This is a genomic window from Micromonospora sp. HM134 (assembly GCF_007833915.1).
In the GTDB taxonomy this organism is placed as follows: Bacteria; Actinomycetota; Actinomycetes; order Mycobacteriales; family Micromonosporaceae; genus Micromonospora; species Micromonospora wenchangensis.
Genome location: NZ_CP041061.1, coordinates 3,239,591 through 3,259,179 on the forward strand (window position 1 = coordinate 3,239,591; position 19,589 = coordinate 3,259,179).

13 protein-coding genes are annotated in these 19,589 nt (G+C 74.7%); 6 read left to right on the plus strand and 7 right to left on the minus strand.

Annotated elements, in window-relative coordinates; translation table 11 throughout:
• Window positions 1–2 precede the first annotated feature (2 nt).
• From FJK98_RS13950 to FJK98_RS13975, 6 genes are all read left to right on the plus strand, one after another.
• Window positions 3–1,085: a hypothetical protein gene (locus tag FJK98_RS13950; protein WP_145919398.1), complete on the plus strand. Its 1,083-nt coding sequence runs from the start codon at window positions 3–5 to the stop codon at window positions 1,083–1,085.
• Window positions 1,082–1,411: a hypothetical protein gene (locus FJK98_RS13955; protein ID WP_145919399.1), complete on the plus strand. Its 330-nt coding sequence runs from the start codon at window positions 1,082–1,084 to the stop codon at window positions 1,409–1,411. Before FJK98_RS13950 ends, FJK98_RS13955 begins: the two co-directional genes overlap by 4 nt.
• 6 nt (window positions 1,412–1,417) lie before the next feature.
• Window positions 1,418–3,682: a hypothetical protein gene (locus tag FJK98_RS13960; protein WP_145919400.1), complete on the plus strand. Its 2,265-nt coding sequence runs from the start codon at window positions 1,418–1,420 to the stop codon at window positions 3,680–3,682.
• Between the two features lie 119 nt (window positions 3,683–3,801).
• On the plus strand, window positions 3,802–7,152 hold the full coding sequence (locus FJK98_RS13965) for an AAA family ATPase (RefSeq protein ID WP_145919401.1): 3,351 nt from the start codon (window positions 3,802–3,804) through the stop codon (window positions 7,150–7,152).
• Window positions 7,153–7,354: 202 nt separating this feature from the next.
• The gene (locus FJK98_RS13970; RefSeq protein ID WP_228542817.1) at window positions 7,355–7,984 is read left to right on the plus strand and encodes a sigma-70 family RNA polymerase sigma factor; all 630 of its coding nucleotides are present in this window, start codon (window positions 7,355–7,357) and stop codon (window positions 7,982–7,984) included.
• Between the two features lie 76 nt (window positions 7,985–8,060).
• Entirely contained in the window at window positions 8,061–9,032 is a 972-nt protein-coding gene (locus tag FJK98_RS13975) for a hypothetical protein (protein ID WP_145919402.1), read from the plus strand.
• On the opposite strand, the gene FJK98_RS34030 is transcribed toward FJK98_RS13975, so the two are convergent.
• The 7 genes from FJK98_RS34030 to FJK98_RS14010 form a co-directional block, all read right to left on the minus strand.
• On the minus strand, window positions 9,029–10,969 hold the full coding sequence (locus FJK98_RS34030; RefSeq protein WP_370517081.1) for a ricin-type beta-trefoil lectin domain protein: 1,941 nt from the start codon (window positions 10,967–10,969) through the stop codon (window positions 9,029–9,031). The two genes, FJK98_RS13975 and FJK98_RS34030, sit on opposite strands and share 4 nt — an antisense overlap.
• Window positions 10,966–12,144: a chorismate synthase gene (aroC, locus tag FJK98_RS13985; protein WP_145919403.1), complete on the minus strand. Its 1,179-nt coding sequence runs from the start codon at window positions 12,142–12,144 to the stop codon at window positions 10,966–10,968. The genes FJK98_RS34030 and aroC overlap by 4 nt, the downstream gene beginning before the upstream one ends.
• Before the next feature lie 5 nt (window positions 12,145–12,149).
• Window positions 12,150–13,172 carry a pseudouridine-5'-phosphate glycosidase gene (locus FJK98_RS13990; RefSeq protein ID WP_145919404.1) on the minus strand — a complete coding sequence of 341 codons (1,023 nt, stop codon included), beginning with the start codon at window positions 13,170–13,172 and terminating at the stop codon, window positions 12,150–12,152.
• An 88-nt stretch (window positions 13,173–13,260) separates the two neighbouring features.
• Entirely contained in the window at window positions 13,261–17,250 is a 3,990-nt protein-coding gene (locus FJK98_RS13995) for an amino acid adenylation domain-containing protein (RefSeq protein WP_145919405.1), read from the minus strand.
• Window positions 17,251–17,275: 25 nt separating this feature from the next.
• Complete coding sequence (locus FJK98_RS14000; protein ID WP_145919406.1) at window positions 17,276–18,190, minus strand: EamA family transporter; 915 nt, start codon at window positions 18,188–18,190, stop codon at window positions 17,276–17,278.
• Window positions 18,187–18,879, minus strand: a complete 693-nt coding sequence (gene upp, locus FJK98_RS14005; RefSeq protein WP_194821005.1) for a uracil phosphoribosyltransferase — start codon at window positions 18,877–18,879, stop codon at window positions 18,187–18,189. Before upp ends, FJK98_RS14000 begins: the two co-directional genes overlap by 4 nt.
• Before the next feature lie 5 nt (window positions 18,880–18,884).
• The gene (locus tag FJK98_RS14010) at window positions 18,885–19,568 is read right to left on the minus strand and encodes a phosphoribosylanthranilate isomerase (RefSeq protein WP_145919407.1); all 684 of its coding nucleotides are present in this window, start codon (window positions 19,566–19,568) and stop codon (window positions 18,885–18,887) included.
• Window positions 19,569–19,589: the final 21 nt, after the last annotated feature.

Sequence of the window (19,589 nt, forward strand, 5' to 3'; positions counted from 1 at the left end):
GCGTGACCGCGACGACCGAGCCGACCACCGACCGGCGCACCGCCGTGCACCGGCTCCTGCTGCGCCTGGCCGGGCAGGCCCCGGACGAGCTGGTCAGCGCGGCCCGGCAGTGGCTCGCGGCGGGGCAGCTGACCGAGGTGGCGCAGGCGGTCGCGTTCACCTGCCTGAGCGGACCCCTCCCGCTCACCGGGGCGGAGAGCGCCCTGCTCGCCGGCATCCTCGACGATGCCGGTGCGGACGGCAGCGCCCTGGTCAGGTCGCCCACCGGCGACCCGGCGCCGCCGGTGCCGTACGGGATGGCCCCGGTCGGCCCGTCGGTGCTGACCGAGTCCGGTGCGCGGGTGCCGTACAGCATGGATCTCACCGTCGGAGGGGACGGCCCCGGCGGGCCCGACGACCTCGACCGGGCCGCCGTGGCCGCAGCATCCGGGGCGGTGGGGCTCTGGCGGGCCTGGCGGTTCCCGGCCGTCGACGCGCGGCATCCGGCACCGAAACGGCTCTACCTGGTGCAGGGCGGTGACCCGGTCACCATCGCCGCCCGGGTCGGGTCCGCCCTGGAGGCGGCCGGTGAGCGGCATCCGCTGGTGGAGGCGTTCGTCGACCCGGCGGAACTGCCGGAGTACCAGCGGCGTGCGTTGGCCTTCTCGGCGCTGCTCTGGGCGGCCCGCCCCGCCGAGCCGCTGCGGGTGGCCGTCCCGCCGGACCCCGCCGCGCCGCCCGGCACGCTCACCGACGACGAGGCGGAGCGGGTCGCCGCCTACCTGGGGGCGGGGGTGCCGCTGTTGACCAGTCCGCAGCGGTCGGCGGACGTCTTCGACCCGGAACACAACCCCGACCCGGTGCCGACGGGCGTCCGGGGCGACGGGCGGTGGTTGTGGTCGGAGGCGGTCACCTACTACACCGACCAGTACGGGCTCGCCCCCGATCCGGAACTGCTCGCGGCGATCCGGGCGGTCGACTACACCGCCCCGACGGTCGACGCGGTGGCGGTGCACCGTTCGCTGTCGTACCTCTTCGCGGCGATGTGCGACGCCGGACGGATCGCGGTGAACCACCCCGGCGAGCCCCACGTTGTGGAGGCATGAGCGTGCCGTCGGCGTTGCACCGGCTCCTGCTGCGGGTCGCCGGGCAGATCCGGCTGACCGACGCCGCCGCGCGGCTGCTTGCCGGGGTGCCCGCCGCCGGTGCACCCGACGACCTCCTCGCCGACCGGCCCCGATCCGAGAACGACCTCACCCCGCCCTGCACCTGGACGCCGGGCCCGCGCAGCGCCCCCGGGCCCACCCACCGCGGCACCCTGCCCGCAGCGCGACGGCACGACCAGGGTGCCGCGCCCGGAGCGAACCGGGTCGACCCGACCACCGGTGTGCGGGCGGGCGCGACCCACGCGGGTGGACCGGTGGCGGGATAACCGGCGATGGAGCAGCCTCCCGGAACCGTCCACGCCGCCGTCGTCGGTGACGTGCTCCTCGTGCACGGCGAGACGGAGCCGTACGCCGCCCTCACCGGGGTGGCCGCCCGGTTGCCGGCCGACCCGGACCGTACCGTGGTGCTCTGCTCGCCGACCGTCTCGGGACGGCCGGACCTGTTCCGCCTCCTGGCCGAGCTGCTGCCCCGCCATCTCGGCGGATCGGCCGTCGGATTCCGCCTCGTCCCGCTCGGTGGTTACGCCGACCCGGTGGCGGTGTCGGACCTGGCGGCCGGGCTCGCCACGGATCTGGGGATCGACGGGGTGGTGCCGCTGGACGCCCCGGCCATGTCCACCCGGGCCGTGGCGACCGCACGACAGTGGGTCGTCACCGACGGCGGACCGGTCCGGCCGGAAGACCCGCCGGCCGCATGGTGTGCGCCGATCCCGGGCCCGCCCCGGCCGGCCGACCACCCCGAGCAGTCCGGGGCCGCCCCGGCCGGCGACGAGCCGGTCCCGCGGTCCGCGTCCCGGGAGCAACCGTCCCCGCCGGCCGTCGCCGCGTCGCCGCCGGGGCGACCGGTCCCGGGCGGCTGGTCGTTCCTGGACTCGTCGGACCCCGGACCAGCCGACCCGGTGCCCCTCGCCGTGTTCCTCGTCGAGGTGGCGATCGGCGCGGGCGGCTTCCGGGTCGATGGGTGTCCGGTGCCGCCCGGCGTGCTCGCCGATCACCTCGCCGCCGTCCGGGTCGACGGGCGGCCCGTGGTGCTGCGCGGCAGCGCGCCGTACCCGGCGGCAGCCGGGATGCTGTTCGGGAGCCTCGCCGACGCGCTCGGCAGTCCGGTGGTCGCCAGCGACGCCCGGGTCACGGTCACCGCGACGGGCCTGCTGACCACCCCGGGCACCTTCCGCCGTTGGCATCCACGGACCACCGCCGGTGCCGCCCGGATGGTCACCGACCTCGGCCCGGTGCTGCCCGCCCAACCCCGGGTGCCCCCCACCCCGTCGGCCCTGCCGTCCGACGTGGCCCTGCCGTCCGACGTGGCCCCGCCGTCCGGTCCGGCACCGGCGGCCCCGCGTCGGGTCCCGGAGGTGCTCCTGGTCGGGCGGTTCGGGTCGGCCGTCGACCCGGCATTCGTGCTGCCGGACCTCGTGAGTCACTGGCAGCGGCTCCGCGTTCCCCGGCCCGACCTGCTGTGGGTCGAGCCGGCTGAGGCGACTGCGGTCCAGCGGGCACCGGCCCCGGCGGCGGAGCCGACGGCCACGGGTGCACCCGGCCCGGTGGACGTCGGGGCCGACCCGACCGTCGGCCCGATCGGCCCGGCCGCCGTGCTGTCCGGCGCAGGCATCTCGCCCGGTCCGCCTGGCATCTCGCCCGGTTCGCCCGGTGACGGCTCCGGTCCGCTGCCGACCGCCGACGTCGCACCCCGGCCGGGCACGCCGGTGACGCCTCCGGCCGGCCAGCAGCGGGTACCGGTGCCGTTGCGTCCGGACGGGGCCGAGCCCGCCGCCGAGGACCGGATGGCGCTGCGCCGGATCCTCGCCGGGCGCTACGACTCGTACACCCAGGTGGTGACCCGGACCCTGGCGGAGGAACCGGGGCTGCGGGTGGCGGCGATGGGTGCGCCGGACCTCCCGGCCGGCCTGGTCGCCGTCCGCGCCTACTGCACCGGTGCGCGGGACACGGTGAACGCGATCCTGCGCGGCGAGGCCGATCCGGACCCGGACGCCGACCCGACGGTGCTGGCCCGGTGGGTGGCCTACGGACTGCGCCGCCTGCCGGTGGTCTTCGGCCCGGTCTTCCGCGCGGCGACCGTGTTGCCGGCGGTCGGCTACCAACCGGGCGTGGTCCTGGTCGAGCCGGCCTTCCTCGACGTCGACCCGGTGCCCGCGCCGGACGCCGTAGCGGAATTCGTGATCTGGTCCATCGGCGCCCGCCGGTTGGGCGGCCTCGCCGCCGGTCCGCGTACCGGCCCTGCCGGTGCCGGCCCCGTCGGCGGGCGAACGGCGCCCCGGGCCGATGGCGCGGCGGTCTTCCCCGCCGGGACCTGCTTCGAGGTGCTGGCCGAGGAGCCGGCGCAGGAGCGGCAGCTGCGGCGGGTCTTCCTCCGGGAGGTGCCGGCCGGGCGGCCGTCCGGTGGCGGTGACCAGACGCTGGAACGGCTCCGGGCCGTCGTCGCGGCGGGAGCCGGGTCGGGCGGCCGCACCACGCCGTTGACCGTGGGGCTCGGATGTGACCCGGCCGGGCGGCTGTTCGCCCTGCCGTCGGGGTGAGCGCGCACGGCGTCGGACGCCGGGCTGCCGTGGCCCCGGTGCGGGAGACGGCGGACGGCACGGGACGAGCCGGTGCCGCACGACCAGGCGCGATGAACCAGACGAGAGGGTGGTGCGGGGTGAGCGGCACTGTGCTGGCGGTTTCCCAGACGGAGTCGGGCTGTCAACCGACGATTACCGGCGCGTTGGCTGTCGCCCCGGTCGGCGCCACCGTCGTCGTGCAGCCGGGGGTGTACCGGGAACAGATCCAACTCGGTGGCGACGTCACGCTGATCGCCGAGGAGGGGCCGGGCACGGTCACCATCGACGGCGGTGACGGTGTCGCGTTCTTCGTCGGCGCGGGGGAGGTGACCCTGCACGGGATCGAGCTGCTCGGGGGCGGCGGGCACCTGCCGGCCGTCCAGGTCGGCGGCGGTCGGCTGGAACTCACCCGGTGCGGCGTACGGGCCGGGGGGGTCGTCGCGGTGCACGTGCCCCGGGGGGAGTTGACCATGCGGGACTCCCGGGTGGGCAACCCGGCTGGTGCGGGCCTGCTGTTCGAGCGCGCCGGCACCGGTGAGGTCACCCGCACCACGGTCGCCGGGATCGGCACCGTGGCGGTGGCCGTCGCCGGGGGTGACCCGGTGCTGCGCGGTTGCACGATCACCGACGTACGCGGCAGCGGGGTGCTGTGCACCGGTGGCGGACGGGGGCTGCTGGAGCAGTGCGTGGTCACCGCCGTGGACGGCCCCGGCCTGCTGGTCGAGGACGGAACGATCCGACTGGTCGACACCCGGATCGTGGACACCGCCGGCCCCCCGGTGCTGGTGACCGGGGGCAGCCCCGAGCTGACCGGCTGCGAGTTGCGTACGGCGACCGGCCCGGTGGTGCTGGTCGACGGGACGGCCGACCCGACGCTGCGCGACTGCGTCGTCGGAGCCGAGAGCGGGCACGGTCTCAGCGTCCAGGCCGGTGCCACCGGCAGCTACCTGGGGCTGCGGGTCGAGACGACGACCGGGGCGGCCGTGGTGGTCAGCGGCACGGCGACGCCCCGGATCGAGGGTGGCACGCTGACCGCCACCGACGGGGTCGGGCTGCTCTTCGTCGACGCGGCGACCGGCGCTGCCCGGGGGGTGACGGTCGTCCGGACCCGGTCCGGGCTGCTGGCCCGGGGCACCTCCCGGCCCGAGGTCGACGACCTGACGGTCACCGCGCCGACCGAGGACGGGCTGCGGGTCGCCGAGTCGGCCCGGCTGCGGGCGCTGCGGGGTGCGGTGACCGACGCCGGTTCGACCGGGGTGCTGGTGACTGACGGGGAACTGGCCGTGGAGGGGATGACGCTGCGCGACTGCGCCACCGGGCTGGTGGTGGCGGCCGGCCGGCTGCGGGCCACCGGCGTGGACGTGCTCGGCAGCCGGGGTGCCGGGCTCACCGCCCGGCATGGCGCGACGGTGCAGCTGCGGCGCAGCCGGGTGCGGGGCAGCGACGGGCCGGGGATGTGGTTCGCCGTGGACTCGCAGGGTGAGGTGACCGGGTGTGAGGTGTTCGGGAACACCGGGCCGGGGGTGCTGGTGCAGACGCGCCGACCGGTGCGGCTGATCGAGACCGAGCTGCGGGGCAACGGGGGCGGTCGGCTGCGTACCACGGTGGACGCCGCCGCCGTCGAACTCGTCGGCACCGACGGCGACCCCACGCCCCCGGGTCCGGCGGCGGACGGGCCGCACCGGCCGTCGGAGCCCGCCGTGCGCCCCGACCCGCCCGTGCCGGCCCGGGCGGCCGACCCTGTCCCGGCGGTGCCGGCGGCCGGCGGCGGGCCCGCCGACGACCCGGCCGCGCCGCTGCTGACCGAACTGGACGCGTTGGTCGGCCTGGCCGGGGTGAAGCGGGAGGTGGCGACTCTGGTCGGGCTGCACCGGATCGGCCGGCGGCGGGCCGCCGCCGGACTGCCGGCCCCGCCCATGTCCCGACACATGATCTTCGCGGGTGCGCCGGGGACCGGGAAGACCACCGTGGCCCGGCTCTACGGCCGCATCCTGGCCGCCCTCGGTGTGCTGCCCGGCGGGCAACTGGTCGAGGTGGCCCGCGCCGACCTGGTCGCCGAACACATCGGCGGTACGGCGGTGAAGACCACCGAACGGTTCCGCGAGGCGATCGGCGGGGTGCTGTTCATCGACGAGGCGTACACCCTGGCCCCGGTCGACGGCGGCGGCTCGGGGCACGACTTCGGTCGGGAGGCGGTCGACACCCTGGTCAAGCTGATGGAGGACCACCGCGACGAGGTGGTGGTGATCGTCGCCGGCTACTCGGCGCAGATGCGCACCTTCCTCGCCGCGAACCCCGGACTGGCCTCCCGGTTCTCCAAGACCGTCGAGTTCGAGAGCTACACCTCCCCGGAGCTGGTGCAGATCGTCGAGCGGCTGTGCCGCGACCACCACTACGCCCTGGAGTACGACACCCGGCTCGCCCTGGAGTCGTGGTTCGAGTCGATGCCGCGTACCGCCTCCTTCGGCAACGCCCGGGTGGCCCGGCAGACCTTCGAGGAGATGGTCAGCCGGCAGGCGTTCCGGCTGTCCGGCAGCGGTGCCGCCTCGGGGGTGGAGCTGGCCCAGCTGCTGCCGCAGGATCTCGACGAGGCGGCGGCCGGCCCGGCCGACGACGAGCCGCCCGCCGGTGCGGTGGACGCGCTGCTGGCCCGGCTGCACGCCATGATCGGGTTGGACGCGGTGAAGCAGGAGGTGGCCGACCTGATCGACCTGCTGGCCGCCGTCCGGACCCGGGTGCGGGCCGGCCTGCCCGCGCCGTCGGTCTCCCGGCACCTGGTCTTCTCCGGGCCACCGGGCACCGGCAAGACCACGGTCGCCCGCCTCTACGGGCAACTGCTGACCGCGCTGGGGGTGCTGCGCGGCGGCCAACTGGTCGAGGTGGCCCGCGCCGACCTGGTCGGCGAGTACGTCGGGCACACCGCGCAACGCACCCGGGAGGCGTTCGAACGGGCCCGGGGCGGGGTGCTGTTCATCGACGAGGCGTACACGCTGGCGCCACCCGACGCCCGCAACGACTTCGGTCGGGAGGCGATCGACACGCTGGTCAAGCTGATGGAGGACCACCGCGACGAGGTGGTGGTTATCGTCGCCGGCTACGAGGCGGAGATCGCCCAGTTCCTCGCCGCGAACGCCGGCCTGGCCTCCCGGTTCTCCCGCCGGGTCCACTTCGCCCCGTACACCGCCGACGAACTGGTCGCCATCTTCGAGGGGCTGGCCCGCGCGGGCGGGTACGACTGCCCCGGGGACACGCTGACCGCGCTGCGCCAGCACTTCGAGCAGGCCCCGCACGGTCCGGCCTTCGGCAACGGCCGGTACGCCCGCCAGGTGCTCGACGAGGCGGTGACCCGGCAGGCGGGCCGGCTGCGCGGCCTGACCGGGCCGACCGTCGCGGACCTGCGTACCCTGCGGGCCGAGGACGTCACCCCCGCGACGGCGTCGCATGGCTGACCGGCCCGGCGGCACGGTGTGGCGGCTGCGGCCGGTGGACCGTCCGCATCGGAACCGGTTGCGCCGTCGGGTGACGGGCGGCATCAGCGACAGCGCGTCCGACGGTGCCCCGTATGCTCTCCTGGATCGACGTGGGACCGGAGGTGCGGGCGCGCCCGCGCGGCCGGTCGCGCGGACGGTGAGCGTGCTGGGGAGGCACCGGTTGGCAGGTCTTTCTCGCGGGCCGGACGCGGACGCGCCGGGCGGGGCCGGCATCGGGGTGGCGGCAGCCGACACCGTGGACGCGTCGGCCGTCGACGCCGGGCCCCCGCCACCCGCCGCCGACCTGGCCCCCGACGCGCGACTGCGGGAGCTGCACGCCGTACACGCCGAGCCGCTGTTCCGGTTCCTGCTCCGGCTCGCCTCCGGTGAACGGCAGCTCGCCGAGGACCTGCTCCAGGAGACGATGATGCGGGCCTGGCGCAGCATCGACAGCCTCGCCGCCGACCTGGAGACCCAACGGCGCTGGCTGTTCACCGTGGCCCGCCGGGTCGCCATCGACGTGGCGCGGGCCCGGCAGGCCCGCCCGACCGAGGTCGGCGCGCTGGACCTCAGCCGGATGCCGGCGACCGCCGACGTGGCGGAGCGGGTGGTGACGGCGCGGACCATCCGCGACGCCCTACCCCGGATCAGCGTCGAGCACCGCCGGGTGGTGGAGGCCGTCTACTTCCGGGGGCTCTCCACCGCCGAGATCGCCGCGGAGTTCGGCATCGCCGAGGGCACCGTCAAGTCCCGCGCCCACTACGCCCTGCGCGCGTTGCGCGCCGTCATAGGGGAGGTCGACGGTGCGTGAGGCGACGACCGCGATGGCATACGATTGCGGCGGCGGGGCCGCGAGGCGCTGCCTCCCCGAGCAGAGCTGACAGGCCATGACCGACCTCCGAAGCGACAGCGACGCCCCCGGTCCGCTGGCCCACGCCCCCCTTCAGCAGTGCGCTCCCTACCTGTGGGGTGACCTCGATCCGCAGGACGAGTGGGAGTTCGAACGCCACCTCGGCACCTGCACGGTCTGCCTCGACGAGTGCGACCGGTTGGGCCCCCTGGTGGGGGCGTTCTCCGGGCTCACCGCCAGCGAGATCGTCGACCTGCGCGCCGGTCCGGCCGCCGAGTCCGCCCCCGCCCCCTCGGTGGCCGAGTCGGCTCCCGCCCTCCCGACCGTCTCAGCGGCCCCCGCCGCCCCGGCCCCCGGCGTCACGCCGGCCCCCGAGGCTCTACCGGCCGCCGGGTCGCTGCCGGCCCCCGAACTTTCGCCGGCCGTCGACGCCGCATCGCGTCCGTCGGCGGCCCCAGCCGGTCCGTCGCAGTCGCGTCCGGGGTCGGAGGACCGGCCGCCCTCCCGGGACGCGGCCGGGCGGGGTCCGGCCGGCCGCGCGCCCGACCGGGCCCGGCGGGGTCGACGGCGGTGGCTCGTCGCCGGCACGCTCGCCATGGTCGCGGCGGTGTCCCTGGGGGTCACGCTCGGGCAGCGGCAGCAGGGCGGCGCACCCGACGCCCGACAGTCCACGGTCAACCCGGTCAACGCCGGGGTGACGGTGGAGGGGGTCGGTGCGGCCACCCGGCTGTCCGTCACCGTCTCGGCCCGCACCGACGGCCCCGGACCGGTCTCCGACGTACGGGCCACGGTGGTCGGCCTGACGGCGGGGGTGCAGTACCGCCTCTACGCGGTCGCCGCCGACACCCGCACCTACCAGGTGTCACAGTGGACGGCGACGGCCGGGCCGCAGGAGGTCACCGGGGAGATCCCTGCCGTCGTCGACACGCTGGCGTTCTTCGCCGTAGCGGAGACCGACGGGACGGCGCTGGTGTCGGCCCGGATCGGCCGCCCCGCCGGACCCCGCTAGACCTTCACCCGCGTCCACTTCTGGTTGGCCTCACCGGTGCACGTCCACAGTTGCAGGCCGGTGCCGTTGGCGGTGGACCAGTCCCGGATGTCGACGCACCGGCCGATCGCCGAGTTGACCAGATCACCGGAGCCGTTGATCCAGAACTTCTGTGCCCAGCCGCCGTTGCAGGTCGCCAGCTGGATGCGGGTGCCGTCGGCGCTGGAGGCGTCCGCCAGGTCCATGCAGAGCGACCCCATCCGGATCGTGCCGTCGCCGCCGAACGTCCACTTCTGCCGGGCCGAGCCGTTGCAGTCCCAGACCACCAACTGCTGGCCGTCGACGGCGCTGGGCGCGTACACACAGGTCCCGCCGTACCCGCGGATGCGGTAACCGGCGGCGGCCGCGGCCGGCGGCGCGGTGGTCGGGCGGGCGGCGGCCGGCGTGGACCGGGTGGCGACCGGGGCCGGCCTGGTCGCGGCGGCGCTCGGCCGCCCCGGGGCGGCCCGGCGACGGTGGGGGTGGCGGGGGTGGGCAGGGCCAGCACCGGGCCCCGGGTGGTGTCCGGCAGCGGGGGACGCGGCGACGGACGCCCACCGAGCCGGGGGTCCTGGGCGTAGAAGGCGGCGTAGGCGAGGACCCGGCCGGCGATCTCGTCCACCGTGCCCAGGTCGGGTGCGCCGCCGGCCTGCACCCCCGGCCCCCACTGGAAGGCGGCCAGCGCGAGCGGGTACGGGTCGGCGGTGAGCCCACCCAGGTCGGTGGTGAGGGCGCACATCGTCCGGCCGAGCGTGGCGATCGCCGTCGCGGCGTCCCACGGTGACTGGCCGGCGGTCGCGTAGCGGCTCCACACGGTGGGGAGGAACTGGGCGATGCCCTGCGCGCCGTTGGGGCCGAGCAGGTTCGGGTTGAACCCCGACGCCGCCATGAGCTGACCGGCGATCTTCGCCGGGGTCACCGCCGGGCAGGTCCGGCCGGCGGCGAGGATCGCCGCCAGGTGCTCGTCGGGGATGGGGCGCGGCGCGCTGCCGGCGGGTGGCGCGGGTGGGGCGGGCGTCGGTGACGCGTCCGCCGCGTCCGGGTCGAAGTCGGGCTGCCGGGAGTACCACTCGGCGTAGCCGACGACGGTCCGCACGTACCCGGCTGCCGCGTCGGGGACGCCCCGGTCGGCCTGGACGGCGGGCATCCCGGAGCGGTGCGCGGCGAGCGCGAGCTGCCAGGTGTCGCCGTCGATGTCGCCGTGCGACACCTGCCCGACGAGGTCGCACATGTGGTGGGCCAGCGCGACGATGTTCGCGGCGACGTCCAGCCGGGGCGCGTCGGGCCAGGGCAGCCACCGCTGCCAGAGTTCGTCGGTGAGGCCGGCCACCCCGGAGCCGCCGTCGTCGGTGCGGGCGTCGGCCACGAACCCGGAGGCGGCCATGAGCTGACCGGCCAGCCGGGGCGCGGTCAGGGTCGGACAGGAGAGTGCGGCCTGGGCGATCAGTGGCACCTGGTCGGCGGGGACCGGTTTGCCCTCCACCGTTTCGGCGGTGGCCGTGCCGAACCCGGTGCTGGCGGCGAAGCCGGCCAGGACGGCGAGCGCCAGCGCCATCAGGCCGGCGACGATCCGCGCGACGATCGGCGGGCCGGGCAGGCGGGACATCCCTCGCCGGACGACGCTGGTCAGTGGTGACAGCCGTTGCCGCACCCCACCGACGAGTCGTTCCAGCCGCTGGCGGTGGGACGTGGAGGTCAGTGGCACCGGTGCGCTCCTCGGCAGGCTGTGGCTTCGACCTCTCAACGCACCGAGCCAGCCGAAGGTTCAGTCGGATCAGCGTGGAGTTTGCCGGGTGCCGGTGATCGTGGCGCTGCCGGGGTGGGTGGTCCGGGCCGGCGGCAGGTCGGCGCGCCGCCGACCTGCCGGACGTCACCGGGTTGACCCTCCGTTCGGCTGCGCTGCGCTGCGCCGCGTTCACCGGATGATCAGGGTGTCGAGGTAGCCGGCGACGTTACGGCGGATCTCGGCCACCGAGTCACCACCGAACTTCTCCACCACCGCCTCCGCCAACACCAACGCCACCATCGCCTCCGCGACAACGGCGGCGGCGGGAACGGCACACACATCCGACCGCTGGTTGATCGCCGTCGCCGCCTCACCCGTGGTCACATCCACCGTCGACAAGGCCCGGTTCAACGACGAGATCGGCTTCATCGCCGCCCGCACCCGCACCGGCTCACCCGTCGTGATCCCACCCTCCAAACCACCCGCCCGATCCGTCACCCGACGCACCCCCACAGCCGTCGGCACGATCTCGTCATGCGCCTCCGAACCCCGCGACCGGGCCTGCTGCCAGCCGTCCCCGATCTCCACACCCTTGATCGCCTGGACCGACATCAACGCCGTCGCCAGCCGGGCGTCAAGCTTCCGGTCCCACTGCACATGACTCCCCAGACCCGGCGGCACCCCATAGGCAAGGACCTCCACCACACCACCGAGGGTGTCCGCGGCCTTCTTCGCGGCGTCCACCTCCGCCACCATCCGCGCACTCGCCTCCGGATCGAGACACCGCAACGGATCCGCGTCGATCCGCTCCGCGTCCTCCGGCACCGGCCGCAAACCGGGCTTCGCGACCACCGAGCCGAGCTCCACCACATGCGACACGATCTCGATACCGACCGCCTGCTTCACCAGAGCCTTCGCCACCGCACCCACCGCCACCCGCGCGGCAGTCTCCCGCGCACTCGCCCGCTCCAGAATCGGCCGCGCATCCGTGTGACCGTACTTCTGCATCCCCGCCAGATCAGCATGACCCGGACGCGGACGCGTCAACGGCGCATTACGCGCCTGACTCGCCAACTCCCCCGCATCAACCGGATCAGCGGCCATCACCGTCCGCCACTTCGGCCACTCCGAATTCCCCACCCGCACCGCCACCGGACTACCCAGAGTGACACCATGCCGCACACCACCAACGACCTCAACCACATCCTGCTCAAACGCCATCCGCGCACCCCGGCCATAACCCAACCGACGACGCGCCAACTCACCCGCGATGTCACCGGTCGTCACCGCCACCCCGGCCGGCACCCCCTCCAACAACGCGACCAGAGCCGGACCATGCGATTCACCTGCAGTCAGCCAACGCAACACAGCGGTCACCCCCGCAGACCGGGCAGGGCGTGCGCCATCCCGGCAGCGGCCGGGGCCGGCGACGGGGCGTCGGCGGCGGCCGGGCTCCCGAGGTCGGCCAGGTGGCGGGCGTGGGCGGCGGCGAGGTGACCCCCGGTCCGGGCGGTGCTGATCAGCACCGCCATGTTGGCCCGGGAGGACCGGCCCTGGGTGGCCGCGTCGACGGCGCGCATCAGGTACTTGGTGATGGCGTTGCCGCGTACCCCGTCCCGCCGGGCGGCCACCATCGCCTCCTCGATGGCCCGGTCGACCTCGGCGTCGTCCACGGCCTCGGCGGCGTCGACCGGGGTGGTGATCAGGAAGGAGCTGTGGTTGCCCAGGGCCCAGTGGTTCTCCACCGCGCGGGCGACGACCGTCGCGTCGTCGACCCGGCAGGGGCTGGGGATGCCGCTGGAGACGCAGTAGAAGGCAGGGAAGTCGGCCGAGCGGTAGGAGACCACCGGCACCGAGTGGGTCTCCAGGTATTCCATGGTCAGCCCGAGGTCGAGGATCTTCTTGGCCCCGGCGCACACCACGGCCACCCGGGAACGGGTGAACTGGATGAGGTCCGAGGAGATGTCCATGCTCGTCTCGGCGCCCCGGTGCACCCCGCCGATGCCGGCGGAGGCGAAGAACGCGATGCCGGCCAGGTCGGCCGCGATCAGCGAGCTCGCCACGGTCAGCGCGCCCATGCCGCCCCGGGCGAGGGCCACCGGCAGGTCGCGGGCGCTGACCTTGGGGATGCCCGGCGTGGAGGCGAACCGTTCGATGTCCGCCGCGGTCATGCCGACCCGGATCACCCCGTCGTCGACCGCGACCGTCGCCGGCACCGCGCCGCCCTCCCGGACGGCATCCTCCACCCGGTGCGCGGTGGCGGCGTTGTCCGGGTAGCGCAGGCCGTGGGTGATCACGTTGGACTCCAACGCCACCACGGCCCGCCCCTCGGCGAGGGCGTCGGCGACCTCCTCACTCAACCGCACCTCGACGGTGGAGTGGACCTTGCGTGTCATGCTGGCTCCTCGGTCGGTCCGGTCCGGCGCGTCGGGACCGGTTTCGGGCAGGACGGGTGCGGGGTGGGTTCGGTGCGGCCGGGACCGCTCACTCCTCCAGGACCGCCTCCAGCGCGATGGACACCGCGTCCTCGTCGCAGCCGAAGGCCCGGGTCATGGCGCGGGTGACGGCGGTCACCAGCCGGTTGTGCTGCTCGTCGGTGAGCGCGATCGGCAGGTGGGTGATGCTCACGTGCGGGCGGACCGGGCGACGGCGGGACCGGGCGGGCAGCGCCGCCACCACCTGGTGCACCCCCGGTTCGCGCAGCACCCCGTAGTGGTCGGCGGCCAGGTCGACGACGACGGGGGACAGGGAGCGGCGGGCGACGGCGGTGTCGAGGAAGGACTCCTGGTCGCCCCGGGTACGCAGCACCGTCACCGGGGCCCGCACCGGCCGCCGGGCGAGTTCGGCCTCGGTGTGCCGCAGCCCGTACGTCCGGGCGACGACCCCGGTGATCCGGCGGACCAGCGGCAGGTCCAGGGTGGGGAAGTGCCGTTGGACGAACGCGGTGAAGCTCTCCTCGTCCACGACGGTGGCGAGGCACTCCTCGATCACCGGACCGCTGACCGTGCCCGCGAACACGGAACACAGCACCGCCAGGTACGTCGGGTTGGTGAAGCTCGCCGTGTCGGCCGCGCCCGGCGTCACCGGCACCCGGACCCGGGGTGACCCGGGGGCGATCAGGACGAGCTGGTCGACCTGCTCGCCGGCCTGCTCCAACTGGTACGCCGCCTCGACGGCGACCCGGGTGCCGAACGAGTAACCCCACAGCGTGTAGGGGCCCCGGGGTTGCCGCTCCCGGATCGCCCGCACGTCCTCGGCGGCCATCCGGGCGATCGTCCGGTAGGGCTCCTCGCCCGGGTTCACGCCGTACGCCTGCACGCCGTGGAAGGGGCGTCCGACGGTGCCGGCGAGCAGCCGCAGGTTCATCGGGTAGCCGCCCAGGCCCGGCCAGCAGTAGACGGAACGTCCCTCCCGGCCCCGCGCCAACGGCACCAGCCGGGACCCGCCCTGCTGGTCGCGTCGGGCGACCCGCCGGGCGAGCTGGGCGACCGTCGGGTTGTCGAAGATGACCTGCATCGGCAGCGCCGCGCCGAACACCCGGTTGAGCCGGTTGATCAGGGCGACGGCGATCAGCGAGTTGCCGCCGCAGGCGAAGAAGTCGTCGTGGACGGAGACGTCGTCCTGGCGGACCGCCTCCCCCCAGAGCCGGGCGATGCGGCGTTCCAGGTCGGTGCGGGGCGCCACGAACGGCCGTTGCGGGCCGGGGTCGTCGGCGACCCGGGCGGCGAGCGCCGTGAGGTCGGTCTTGCCGTTCGCGGTCAACGGCATCCGGTCGACGATCACCACCTTGTTGGGCAGCATGTAGTCGGGCAGCCGACCGGCCAGGTCGTCGCGGATCAGCTCCGCCGGACCCTTCATGTGGACGACGTCCTCCTTCATGCCCCGGCCGGCCACCTGGGCGGCGCTGACCCGCCCGCCGACGGCGAAGTACGACGGCCCGTCGGGCAGCCCGTGCCGGCGTAGGATGCCCCGGATGCGGTGGGCCGACGGCAGGTCGTGGCCGGTGTCGGAGCTGTAGCCGGAGGACATGAAGCCGAAGCCGAGGTCGTTCATGGACAGTCGTTGCAGGGCGCGTCCCAGGTCGATGTAGCGCCGCCACCGGGTGGACGACGTGCTGATCATGCTGATGCCGATCGCGGCCCGGTCGTACACCTGCTGGTTGATGGCGATGACGTGCTGCCGCTGCACCAGGGCGTCGTCGAGGCGGACCAGTTCACCGCCGTGGTACCGGTACTGCCCGGCGGGCAGGTCCACGCCCCGGTCCGGGTGGACCTGGACGTACAGGTCGATCTCGTCCGGTGGCGGCGGGGCGTACGGCGTGACCGCGAAGCTGCCGAGGTAGAGGTCCTCGTCGGCGCAGTCGAGGTGCCGGACGGTCTGCGGCGTGTGGTCGGTGGCGGTGATGCCCAGCCCGTATCCGGGCAGGACCTGTTCCAGCAGGCCGACCAGGTGGCCGGTCTCGATCTCCAGGACCTCGCGGATGTTGTTCTGGTAGACCGGTTCGATGGCCCGCCGCCGACCGACGAGGTGCAGCCGGACGGTCGGCTCGGGCCGGGGCGGGGCCGGGCTGATCAGGACCAGCTCGTGGGTGAGCGGGTGGTGGTAGTAGTAGCCGGACGGCTGCCCCCAGAGCTGGTGCAGTTCCAGGTAGACCTGGGTGGCGTTGAGTGCCCCCGGCGAGGCGTAACCGTACTTGGGCAGCAGCCGTTCGTCGCTGACGAACTGCCCGAGGTAGCGGACGATCTCCCCGAAGGTGGCCAGGTCGAGCTGCCCGAGCGGGCGCGGGGTGACGTCTGCGGGCTGTGGGGGGCGCAGCAGCGCCAGCAGGTCGGCGCGGGTGACCGGCGGACCCTCGTAGAACCGGTACGTCTTGCGGGCGAACACCCGCCGCACCTGCTCCGCGGTGGGTTCGGCCCCGGGCAGCGCGAGCACCGCCCGCCCGGCCAGCTCCTCCGGGGTACGCACCCCGACGTGCGACAACTGTGCCCGGACCTGGAGCCGGCTCTCCTTCGACCGGTGGTGGGCGCCCTGCCGGCCCTGGTCCATCAGCGCCGCCTCGCGCGGGTTGAGTTCGACGACGGCGAGCAGGTGCGGATGCCCGGTGCGCGGATCGTCGCGGACCAGCACCCCCGCGTGCCGGACCCACTGGTGGGCCTCCACGGCGAGACGGACCTCGTCGAGTTCGACCCGGAACCCGCGCAGCTTCACCTGGTTGTCGACCCGCCCGACGAACCGTACGGTGCCGTCGGCCTGCCAGGCGGCCAGGTCGCCGGTGCGGTAGAGCCGTTCGCCGGTGACCGGGTCGGGTACGAACCGTTGCGCGGTCAACGCCGGCCGGTGCAGGTAGCCCCGGGCGAGCTGGATGCCGCCGATGAGCAGTTCCCCGACGGCGTCGCCGGTGACCGGGGTGTCGTCGGCGTCGACGATGACGTAGCGCAGGCCGGTGACGGGCCGGCCGATCGACACGGACTGCTGGGTGGGGTCGAGCCCCGCCGGGTCGACGGTGAACGCCGAGGAGTTGATCGTGCACTCGGTGGGGCCGTACAGGTTGACCAGCGTGCCGGGGTGCGCCGTGAGCACGTCGGCGGCCAGCGTGGTGGACAGCGCCTCGCCGCCGGTGAAGACCTGCCGCAGGCTGGTGCAGGTGCCGAGGCGTTCGGTGTCGACCAGCGCCCGCAGCAGGGTCGGCACGCACTGCAACGCGGTCACGCCGTGGCGGCGGATGCTCGCGATGATCGCCTCGGGGTCGCGGTGCAGGCCGGGGGTGCCGGCGACGACGGTGCCACCGCAGGCCGGGGCGAGGATCTCCCACTGCGCGGCGTCGAAGCTCATCGGCGTCTTCTGCAGGATGACGGCCTCGTCGAGCCGGTAGGTGTCCCGCAGCCAGCGCAGTTGGCTGACGATGCTGCGGTGCTCGATCATCACCCCCTTGGGTCGTCCGGTGCTGCCGGAGGTGTAGATGACGTAGGCCAGGTCGCGGGGGCGTGGCCGGTGGTCGGGCACGTCGGGTGGGGACGTGTCGTGCCACGCGCTCAGCGGCACGATGGCGGTGTCGGGCGGGACCAGGTCGGTCAGCCGTTCGACGAGGTCGTCCTGGGCGACGACGAGGCGGATCCGGGCGTCGGCGGCCATGTAGCGCAGCCGCTCGTCGGGGTAGTCCGGGGCCAGCGGCAGGTAGGCCGCCGAGGCGTACAGGATGCCCCAGGCCCCGACGACGAGCCCGGCGGACGGTTCGGCGAAGAGGCCGACCCGGTCGTCGGGGCCGGCGCCGCGCTCGCGGAGCTGGGCGGCGAGGGCACGGGCCCGGCGGGCCAGCTCCCGGCGGGTGACGCCGTCCGGCCCGTGCCGGACGGCCACCGCGTCGGGGTCCGCCCGGACCTGCTCGTCGAGCAGGTCCGGCAGGGTGGCGGCGGGTGGGTGGTGGGCGTCGGTGCCCGGTTCGTGGGCGTCGGTGGTGGCGGGCGTGGTGCGCATGCTTCCCCCTGTGGTGGGTGACGCCTCACCGGCTGGTCAGCGCGGGTGACGCCACCGGCTCCGTGGCGGGTGGCGATGCCGGCGGGGACGACCTGCGTTGGGCGAGGGCGACGGCGGCGACGATGACCAGGCCGCCGACGAGCTGGGTCAGGCTGAGCCGTTGGTCGAGGAAGGCGAAGCCCAGCAGGCTGGCGACGATCGGGCTGACCAGGCTGAGGAACGACGCGGCCAGGGCGGGCAGCCGTTCCAGGCCACGGAACCAGACCGCGTAGCCGAACAGCGATCCGACGATCCCCAGGTAGGCCAGTCCGGCGAGGTTGGGGCCGGTGAGGCGGTCGGGCAGGCCCTCCATCAGCAGGGTGGTGGGGAGCAGGACGAGACCGCCGGCGGTGAGCTGCCAGCCGGTGAACTGCAACACGCCCACCCCGGGCGGTCGGGCCCACCGTTTGGTCAGCACGATCCCGCTGGCCATGCTGGCCGCGCCGGCCAGGGCCGCGACGACGCCGAGCGGGTCGAGCGCGGCGGTCGGGCGCAGCACGAGCAGCGCGACCCCGGTCGCCCCGAGCAGGCACGCCACGACGTGCAGCGGCCGGATGCGGTCGCGCAGCAGCAGCGCGGCGAGGATCAGCACCAGCATCGGCTGGAACGACATGATCAGCGCCGCGACGCCGCCGGGCAGCCGGTAGGCGGCGACGAAGAGCAGCACGAAGAACAGTCCGATGTTGAGGGTGCCGAGCACCAGCGCCCGCCAGATCCACGCACCGCGCGGCACCACCCGCCCGAGCGCCATCAGGGCGAGCCCGGCGGGCAGGGCGCGGGCCAGGGCGGCCAGGTAGGGCCGGCCCGGGGGCAGCAGTTCGGTGGTGACGAGGTACGTGCTGCCCCAGATCGCCGGGGCCAGCGCGGTGAGTCCGACGTCGCCGATTCCGCCGCGCCTCATCGCGGCTGGTCCGTTCCGAAGTAGCGGTCACCGAAGTCGCCGATGCCGGGCACCATGTAGGCGTCGGCGTTGAGGCGTTCCTCGATGGCGGAGGTGACGATCCGGACCCGGGGGTGGTGGGCGTGCACGGCGCCGATGCCCTCCGGCGAGGAGAGCAGGGTGACGAAGACGACGTCCTCCTCGAAGACCCCGTACTCGCGCAGCAGCGCGAGGGCGGCCAGCGCGGTGCCGCCGGTGGCGAGCATCGGGTCCAGCAGCAGCACCTGGGACCTGGCGATGTCCGGGGGCAGGGCCGCGTAGTGCAGGTGCGGCAGCTTCGTCGTCCGGTCCCGCTGGATGAGGATCTTGCCGATCCGGGTCTGCGGCAGCATGGCCCGCAGTTCGGACTCCATGCTCTCGCCGGCGCGGGCGATGGACACGCCGCAGACCGGCGCGGCCGGGCGCAGCCCGTGGTAGGTCTGCCCGACCGGGGTGCGCACCTGCTGGGAGACGACCGGGAGCAGGTCGAGGGCGGTGTCGAGGAGCTGCCGGAAGATCTGGGCGGAGGTCTGCACGAAGTCGGCCCGGGAGGCGTCGCGGTCCCGGATGACCGTGTGCAGCGCGCGCAGCCGGTTGGTCTGCGGCAACAGGTGCAGCCGGCCGGTCACGGCGGGGGCGGTCACGGTGGGGGCGATGGCGGTGTCGGTCATGGCTCTCAGTCCTGTCCGGCGAGGTCGGCGAACGCCTGGCGGGCGGCGGTGACGAACCGGCGCACCTTGGCGCGGTCCTTGCGGCGGTCGGGGCCCTCCAGGCCGGTGTGCGCGTCGACGGCGGCGGGGCGTACCGCCGCGATGGCCGCCGCCACGTTGTCGGGATTCAGACCACCGGCGAGCATCAGCGGCCGGGGCGCGACGCGGACCAGTTCGGCGCTGACCGACCAGTCGTGCGTCAGACCGGTCGCGCCCTTGGCCCCGGTTGCGGGGTTGAAGCTGTCGGTGATGTACATGTCGACCCACTCGGCGCTCTCGTCGACGATCTTGGTCAGCTCGTCGATGTTGTCCTCCTTGACCACCAGGCTCTTGAGGACGTAGAGGTCGGGGTCGATCCGGCGCAGCTTCTCCAGCTGGGCGGGCTCGACGTCGCCGTGCAGCTGCACGGCGGTGACGCCGAGTTCGGCGCAGAACTGCCGGATCTCGTCGGCCTCGGTCAGGTAGGTGATCAGGACGCCCCGGTGCCGGGGCTGGATCGCCGCGACGATGGCCGCGGCGTCGGCCTCGGACAGGTCCTCGTTCTTCGCCGGCAGCCGCAGGGCGAACCCCAGCCAGTCGGCGCCCTCCGCGCAGATCAGGTCGGCCTCGTCCTGGTCGATGACCCCGGCCACCTGGATCAGTCCCTGCATCTGCTGCTCCCTCTCTGCGAA